This is a genomic window from Rhizobium bangladeshense, assembly GCF_001662075.1.
Classification (GTDB): Bacteria; Pseudomonadota; Alphaproteobacteria; order Rhizobiales; family Rhizobiaceae; genus Rhizobium; species Rhizobium bangladeshense_B.
On sequence record NZ_LYPL01000022.1, the window covers coordinates 73,102 to 80,241 of the forward strand.

General features: G+C 63.1%; 7 protein-coding genes. 2 read left to right on the plus strand and 5 right to left on the minus strand.

Going from position 1 to position 7,140, the window contains the following annotated elements; genetic code table 11:
* Positions 1 to 35: 35 nt before the first annotated feature.
* Positions 36 to 719, minus strand: coding sequence for a L,D-transpeptidase (locus A7X77_RS29195; protein WP_064686325.1), 684 nt, complete (start codon positions 717 to 719; stop codon positions 36 to 38).
* A 2-nt stretch (positions 720 to 721) separates the two neighbouring features.
* Between A7X77_RS29195 and A7X77_RS33250 the strand changes: the two genes are divergently transcribed.
* Complete coding sequence (locus tag A7X77_RS33250; RefSeq protein WP_156668169.1) at positions 722 to 925, plus strand: hypothetical protein; 204 nt, start codon at positions 722 to 724, stop codon at positions 923 to 925.
* Positions 900 to 1,394, plus strand: a complete 495-nt coding sequence (locus A7X77_RS29200; RefSeq protein ID WP_010029986.1) for an MmcB family DNA repair protein — start codon at positions 900 to 902, stop codon at positions 1,392 to 1,394. The genes A7X77_RS33250 and A7X77_RS29200 overlap by 26 nt, the downstream gene beginning before the upstream one ends.
* An 11-nt stretch (positions 1,395 to 1,405) precedes the next feature.
* Here A7X77_RS29200 and A7X77_RS29205 read toward each other — a convergent pair whose 3' ends face one another.
* The 4 genes from A7X77_RS29205 to A7X77_RS29220 all read right to left on the minus strand — a co-directional run bounded on the left by A7X77_RS29205 (position 1,406) and on the right by A7X77_RS29220 (position 6,798).
* Complete coding sequence (locus A7X77_RS29205) at positions 1,406 to 1,984, minus strand: ActR/PrrA/RegA family redox response regulator transcription factor (RefSeq protein WP_064686320.1); 579 nt, start codon at positions 1,982 to 1,984, stop codon at positions 1,406 to 1,408.
* Between the two features lie 70 nt (positions 1,985 to 2,054).
* Positions 2,055 to 3,365, minus strand: coding sequence for an ActS/PrrB/RegB family redox-sensitive histidine kinase (locus A7X77_RS29210; RefSeq protein ID WP_064686321.1), 1,311 nt, complete (start codon positions 3,363 to 3,365; stop codon positions 2,055 to 2,057).
* A gap of 23 nt (positions 3,366 to 3,388) precedes the next feature.
* On the minus strand, positions 3,389 to 5,854 hold the full coding sequence (hrpB, locus tag A7X77_RS29215) for an ATP-dependent helicase HrpB (protein WP_064686322.1): 2,466 nt from the start codon (positions 5,852 to 5,854) through the stop codon (positions 3,389 to 3,391).
* Positions 5,851 to 6,798, minus strand: a complete 948-nt coding sequence (locus A7X77_RS29220) for an ornithine cyclodeaminase family protein (RefSeq protein ID WP_064686323.1) — start codon at positions 6,796 to 6,798, stop codon at positions 5,851 to 5,853. Before A7X77_RS29220 ends, hrpB begins: the two co-directional genes overlap by 4 nt.
* Between the last annotated feature and the right edge of the window lie 342 nt (positions 6,799 to 7,140).

Below are 7,140 nucleotides of genomic sequence, written 5' to 3' on the forward strand. Positions count from 1 at the left end.
CGGCGGCCTTCTTTATACCGAATTCGGTCTCTACCTTACTGGATGACGATGACCTTGGACGTGCCCTTGCCGGGGCGGACGCGGCTGTAGAGGTCGATGACGTCTTGGTTCATCAGGCGAATGCAGCCCGAGGAAGCGGCAGTGCCGATCGAAGCCCATTCCGGCGTGCCGTGCAGGCGGAACAGCGTGTCCTTGCCGTCCTCGTTGAAGAGATACATGGCGCGCGCGCCGAGTGGGTTGGTGAGGCCGGGTCCCATGCCGTCTTCGACATATTTGGCGACGTCAGGGCGGCGTTCAGCCATTTCCTTCGGCGGGTGCCAGGTCGGCCATTCCTGCTTCCAGGCGACGTAGGCGGTGCCGGCCCATGCAAAGCCCTGCTTGCCGACGCCGATGCCGTAACGCATCGCCTTGCCGTTGGGCAGGATGTAATAGAGGAAGCGCTCGCGCGTGTTGACGATGATGGTTCCCGGACGCTCGGTTGTCTGGTAGCTGACGACCTGGCGGCGGAACTGCGGCTTGACCCTGTCGATCGGGATCGCCGGCAGCGAGTATCCGGCATCCTTCGTCAAGCCATAGGCGTCATTGAAGATTTGAGCCGTCTGGACTGTCGGGCCTGCGCCCTTGTCGTTGATGGAGGCGCTGTCTGAGGTCGTGGAGCAACCGGCCAGAACGAGCGTCGCCAGCAGGCCAAATACAGGGAATGCATTGCGGAAGCGCATGAATGACTCTTGAAGTTTTGCGGCAAGGAGAAACGGTCTTTCGACCATCGTTGATTATGGTTTATTTTCGATTAACTTGCGCTTTGCAAGGCTGCTGCGGCGCGGCGAAATGGTCCGCCGCGCAAATTAAAAGCGCATGGTTTTTTTGCAACAACCTGCCCAGCCCCACGATGGTTATCCATGACGATTTTGAGCGTTTACAATAACAATCCGTTAATCGATGGTCGGCAATCGGACAGGGCCATGATGGTGCGGAGGGGCACGCAGATATTGCTGCATGAAATGCGACACGCGGTGCTGCCCGAACTGCCGCTGGCGAGCGGGCGTCGCGCCGATCTGATCACGCTTTCGGAAAAGGGCGAGGTCTGGATCATCGAGATCAAGACCTCGATCGAAGATTTCCGGGTCGATCGCAAATGGCCGGAATACAGGCTGCATTGCGACCGCCTGTTCTTTGCCACGCACCAGGACGTGCCGCTCGACATCTTTCCCGAGGAGTGCGGGCTCTTCCTCTCGGATGGCTATGGCGCCCACATGATTCGCGAGGCCCCGGAACATCGTATGGCGCCCGCCACCCGCAAATCCGTCACACTCAATTTCTCGCGTGCCGCTGCGCAAAGGCTGATGATGGCCGAATGGGCGAACGGAAAACCGTTCACGGTGGACGACGTCTGAGGGATGCCTCCCTATTTCGGCGCGCGTTTGGCGAGAATACGCTGCAGCGTGCGCCGGTGCATATTGAGCCGGCGCGCCGTTTCCGACACGTTGCGCTCGCACATTTCATAAACCCGCTGAATGTGTTCCCAGCGCACGCGGTCGGCCGACATCGGATTTTCGGGGAGTTCGGCCTTTTCGCCCGCCCGCTGCGTCAGCGCCGAAAAGACGTCGTCGGCATCTGCGGGTTTTGCCAGGTAGTCGACGGCTCCGAGTTTCACGGCCGTCACCGCCGTCGCAATATTGCCGTAGCCGGTGAGCACGATGATTCGCGTGTCGTCGCGCCGCTGGCGGATCGCTTCGATGACGTCGAGCCCATTGCCGTCGCCGAGCCGGAGGTCGACCACTGCATATTTCGGCGGCCTGCCTTTCGATTTCGCAACGCCTTCCGCCACGGACTCAGCAGTTTCCACCTGAAAGCCACGCGTCTCCATCGCCCGTGCGAGACGGCGCAGGAACGGCCCGTCGTCGTCGACGATCAGCAAGCTGGCGTCGGGCCCGATATGGTCTTCATCCGGCGCGGCCAAATTTCCATGATTCTGTTCTGTCATCGTCTCAGGTCCCGGCGCTTGAACGCCCGATCTTGGTCAATCGTTTTTCATTCTACTTATGCCGATAAAGTCATTTTGTCGAATTTGCGTCGAGCAGCATTCGCGGCCATTCGATGCGGATGCGCGCGCCGGCTCTCTCCGGCTCGCGGTTCTCGAAAATCAGCGATGCGCCGGAGCGCTCCAGCAGCGTCTTGGCGATGAAAAGTCCAAGCCCGAGGCCTCCGGCGGTGTCTTCCTTCTGCCGCCGGGTCACATAGGGCTCGCCGATCCGGGTCAGGATGTCGGGTGAATAACCGTTGCCGTCGTCCTCGATGACGATCAGCACCTTGTCGTGATCGTGCTCGATGGTGATCGTCACTTTCTCCCTGGCATAGTCGACGGCATTCTCAATGAGGTTGCCGAGTCCGTACATGATCCCGGCATTGCGATCGGTGACCGGCTCGCTCTTGCGCGGGCTTTTTTCGATCAGCTCGAGCGCGATGCCGAATTCCCGGTGCGGCGCAACGATCTCCTCGATCATCGAGGACAGCGGCAGCCGGCGCATATGCGCCTCGTCTTCCGAAGACAGCGTCGTCAGCCGCCGCAGAATGTCACGGCAGCGTTCGCTCTGGCTGCGCAGCAGCATGACGTCTTCGCGGAAACGATCGTCGTCCTTCAGTTCCCGCTCCATTTCCTTGGCCACGACGCTGATCGTCGCAAGCGGCGTGCCGAGTTCGTGGGCGGCGGCCGCCGCCAGCCCGTCGAGCTGTGAAAGGTGTTTTTCCCGCTGCAGAACCAGTTCGGTCGCGGCCAGCGCATCGGCAAGCTGGCTCGCTTCCATCGAGACGCGGTAGGCGTAGAAAGCGGCAAACGCCATTGTCGAGGCGATCGAGCACCAGACGCCAAACTGCATGACATTGTGCACGTTGATCTCGGCCCCGTCGAACCACGGCAGCGGAAAGGGCGAAAAGGCAAGCACCGTGATGCAGACCATTGCAATGCCGATCAGCGCGGTGCTGTAGCGGATCGGCTGCGAGGCAAAGGAGATGATAACAGGCACGCAGACGAGGGCTGCGAAGGGATTGGCAAGACCGCCGGTGATGAAGAGCAGCGCGCAGAGCTGCAAAAGATCGAAGCCGAGCAGCGCAAAGGCGGCTGGCGGTTCCAGCCGGCGCGTTGGCGGGTAGCGGATCGTCAGATAGAAATTCACCCAGGCAAGAGCGGCAATCAGCGAAGAGCTGGCGATCAGCGGCAAGGGAAATTTCAGCCAGAAGGCAACGATGAAAACGGTCAGCGCCTGCCCGCCGACGGCAAGCCAGCGCAGCCGCACCAGCGTCTGCAGGCGCAGCCTGCGGCTGCTGTGCCGATCCTCCATCGTATGGCTTTCCGCCTTGTCGATCATTCCGAGGGGCTCCTTGGGTTGCCTCATGTACCACGCGGCTTTGCCCGTGTCGTCGGCAATGCCTCTTCCGGCCGCTCCGGCCAGGGATGGCGTGGGTAGCGCCCCCGCATCTCGGCGCGCACGTCCTTCCATGAGCCGGCCCAGAAGCCCGGCAGGTCGCGTGTCGTCTGGATCGGCCGGTGCGCCGGCGACGTCAGTTCGAGCAGCAGCGGCAGTCGGCCTCCGGCAATCGCCGGGTGCTGCTTGAGCCCGAACAGCTCCTGCACCCGGATCGTCAGCACCGGCTCCTCGCCTTCGTATTGAATCGGATGTCTGTGGCCGGTCGGCGCCTCGAAATGCGTCGGGGCAAGCCGGCCAAGATCACGCTGCAACTCGTGCGGAACCAGCGACATCAGCCCGTTGGATAGCCCGCCCGCCGATACGTCCGAGAGGCCGCGGGCCTCGCTCTGAAACGGCGCGAACCATTCGTCGAGGCGGGAAAGCAGAGCGGCGTCGCCGACATCCGGCCAAGGATCGCCGATCGTCCTGTGAAGGAACCCGATCCGCTCGCGAAGCTGAACGGCTTCCTTCGAGAAGGCAAGCTGGTCGAGCCCGAGTTCGCGCACGCCTTCCATCAACGCCTGGATCACGGCTGCTCCGGAAGGGCGCGGCAGGGGCGTTTCGTCGAAGATGATCGCGCCGAGCCGGGTGGCGCGCCGCGCCCGTATCTGCCGGCTCTGTCGATCGAAGAATATCTGGTCGTCGGTTCTGATCTCGCCGGGCAGCTCGGCTTCGATATCGCCGCGCGTCACCTCGGCGGCCGCCAGAACCCGCGCCTGTGCCGCCCGGCCGGTGAGATCGGCGATGACAAGCATCCGGCTGCCGGCGAGCCTCTCGGTTTCCGGCAGCTCCGCTCCCCGCCCGTTGGCCATCACGAATCGCCCGCGTCCACCGCGCTGAAGCGCTATTCTGTCGGGGAAGGCGTGCAGCAGCAGCTGCCCCGCCAGCGCCGGCGCCGCTGCCTCAACCCTGTCGAGGCCGTTCGCCAGCCGCCCTGCCAGCCGCCGCGAGGCCTCGGCCCTTTCGCCGCGCTCGGCCCTGAAGCGCCGCAGCCGCTCCTCGATATCGAGGCTCGTTCCGCCGAGCCCCTGTTCGGTCAGCAGCACGGCGATTAATGCCGCATCCCGGGCATGCCCCGATTCGCCCGCCGACACGACCATCGCGGCAAGGCGTGGCGGCAGGGCGAGATCGCGCATGACCTTGCCGCGCGCGGTCAGCATTCCGTCCTTGTCGAGCGCGCCGAGCTGACCAAGCAGCGTCCGTGCTTCCTTCAGCGTGGTTTCCGGCGGCTGATCGACAAAGGCGAGCGATGCCGGGTCCTGAACGCCCCAGTGCGCGAGATCGAGCACCAGCCCGGAAAGATCGCTCGAAAGGATCTGCGGCGGCGTGAAGGCCGGCAGCGCCGCCGTCTGTCCCTGGTGCCACAGCCTGACGGCGATGCCCGGTTCCGTTCGCCCGGCGCGGCCGGCTCGCTGATCGGCCGAAGCCCGCGACACGCGCACCGTCTCGAGACGGGTGATTCCGGTCGATGCCTCGAACACCGGCAGACGCTGTAACCCGCTGTCGATGACGATCCTCACGCCATCGATGGTGATCGAGGTTTCGGCAATCGATGTCGCAAGCACGATCTTGCGCTGACCGGCGGCGGCGGGCCGGATCGCGGCGTCCTGTTCCTTCTGGCCAAGGTTGCCGTAAAGCGGCGCAATCAGCGTTTCGGGGCCGAATCGTCCCTGCAGCCGCTCTGCGGTCCGCGTGATTTCCGCCTGGCCGGGCAGGAAAGCAAGGATCGAACCGGTTTCGCTGGCGTGCGCGTCGACAATCGCCCGCGTTACGGCATCTTCGATGCGTTCGCCGCCCGGCCGATCCTGATAACGGATATCGATGGGAAAGCTGCGTCCCAGGCTTTCGATGACAGGCGGATCTTCCAGCAGGGCGGCCACACGTTCAATGTCGAGCGTCGCCGACATTACCAGGATGCGCAGATCCTCGCGCAGGGCCGATTGAACATCGAGCGCTAGCGCCAACCCGAAATCGGCATCGAGCGAACGCTCGTGGAATTCGTCGAAGATCACGGTCGAGACGCCGGAGAGTTCGGGATCATCGAGGACCATCCGGGCAAAGACCCCTTCCGTCACCACCTCGATCCGTGTCGACGCCGAGATCCTGTTGTCAAGGCGCATGCGGTAGCCGACCGTGCCGCCGACCTGTTCGCCGATCAACGACGCCATCCGGCTTGCCGCCGCCCGCGCGGCCAGCCGCCGTGGTTCCAGCAGGATGATCCTGCCGTCGCCGCGCCAGGCTTGCTCGAGCAGGTAAAGCGGCACCAAGGTCGTTTTGCCGGCGCCGGGCGGCGCCGAAAGAACCGCGCGCTTGTGCTCGGCCAACGCCGCGCCGATAGCCGGGAGGACATGTGAAACCGGAAGTTCCGGCAATGAAGGACTGATCGTCACTTGCGGCCCGTCACCGTTTCATAGGCAAGAATCGCGCCGGCGAGATCTTCCAGCGCCGCGCCGACAGATTTGAACAGCGTGATTTCGGTCTCATCGCATCGCCCGCCATGGGCGCCGCTGACAAGTTCCGCAAGCTCTGCCCTTATGTCGCTTTCCCTCAGCACGCCGCTTTTCAGCGGCTGGACGATATCGCCCGCCTCGCTAATAGCGCCGGCACGGGTATCGACATAGACGCTGGCGCGGCGGATCGCCTCGTCATCGCTTTCGCGCATGCTCGGCTTGAAGGCGCCGACAAGATCGAGATGAGCGCCGGGCTTCAGCCATTCGCCTGAGATCAGCGGCTCGTTGGAAAGCGTGGCACAGGAGATGATATCGGCCTTTCGCGCTGCGGCTTCCGCATTCGCCACCGCCTCGGCATTCAGGCCGAGCGCTCGGGCCTCGGCGGCGATCTTTTCCGCAGCCTGTCCGTTGCGACCCCAGACCCGGTATCTTTTGATCGACCGGACCGTGCCGTGCGCGAGCATCAGATTGAGCGACAGGCGGCCGGTTCCGCAGACAAGCATCTCCTCGGCGTCGGCGCGGGCGAGATAACGGGCTGCCAGCGCCGATGCCGCCGCCGTTCGCCGTGCGGTCAGCTCACCGCCGTCGATTGCGGCCAGCATCTCGCCGGTGGCGCCGGAGGAAAGAAGATAGGTTCCGAAGATCGCCGGCAGACCGCGCCGCATATTGCCGGGAAAGACGGAGACCGTCTTCACCCCGGCATAACGCCCGGGAACCCAGGCCGGCATCAGAAGCAATGTGGCGCTCTCCTCGTTCGGCACAGCCATCTCATGGTGATGTCGCACCGGCATGACGCAGTCGCTGTCGAACATGTCGGCGATCGCCGCAATCAGTTCCGGCCAGGGCAGGGCCGCGCGCGTCTGTTCTTCATCGAGGACAAGCATTCTTCGCTCCGCTGGATCATCACCGCTGCCAAATTAACGATCGTGCCGCGCCATAGGCAAGCGCCCTGGAATTTCGCGCCAGGCTTCCCATATAGGATCTTATCGTCCTTGCCGAAGTCCTTCCTTGAGCATTCGGCAAAAACGAATCTCAAAACCGCCCCATCGGGCGGCAGATTTGCTCGTTTTTGAAAACAAGAGATAAAAACCCTTCATTTTCAGCCTGTTACAAAAATGTCAAAAAACTTTTGGTATGGCTGTTGACTTGGAAAAGGGGTTGGTTCTATAAGCCCACTCACTGAACGAGGGCGGCGGCGCTGCTGGCGACGAAGTCTCTCGCTCTAA

What these genes read in the sequence shown, in the direction of transcription:
- A7X77_RS29195 (WP_064686325.1), bottom strand. Translation starts at nt 719, where the DNA reads ATGCGCTTCCGCAATGCATTCCCTGTATTTGGCCTGCTGGCGACGCTC.
- A7X77_RS33250 (WP_156668169.1), top strand. Translation starts at nt 722, where the DNA reads ATGACTCTTGAAGTTTTGCGGCAAGGAGAAACGGTCTTTCGACCATCG.
- A7X77_RS29200 (WP_010029986.1), top strand. Translation starts at nt 900, where the DNA reads ATGACGATTTTGAGCGTTTACAATAACAATCCGTTAATCGATGGTCGG.
- A7X77_RS29205 (WP_064686320.1), bottom strand. Translation starts at nt 1,984, where the DNA reads ATGACAGAACAGAATCATGGAAATTTGGCCGCGCCGGATGAAGACCAT.
- A7X77_RS29210 (WP_064686321.1), bottom strand. Translation starts at nt 3,365, where the DNA reads ATGATCGACAAGGCGGAAAGCCATACGATGGAGGATCGGCACAGCAGC.
- A7X77_RS29220 (WP_064686323.1), bottom strand. Translation starts at nt 6,798, where the DNA reads ATGCTTGTCCTCGATGAAGAACAGACGCGCGCGGCCCTGCCCTGGCCG.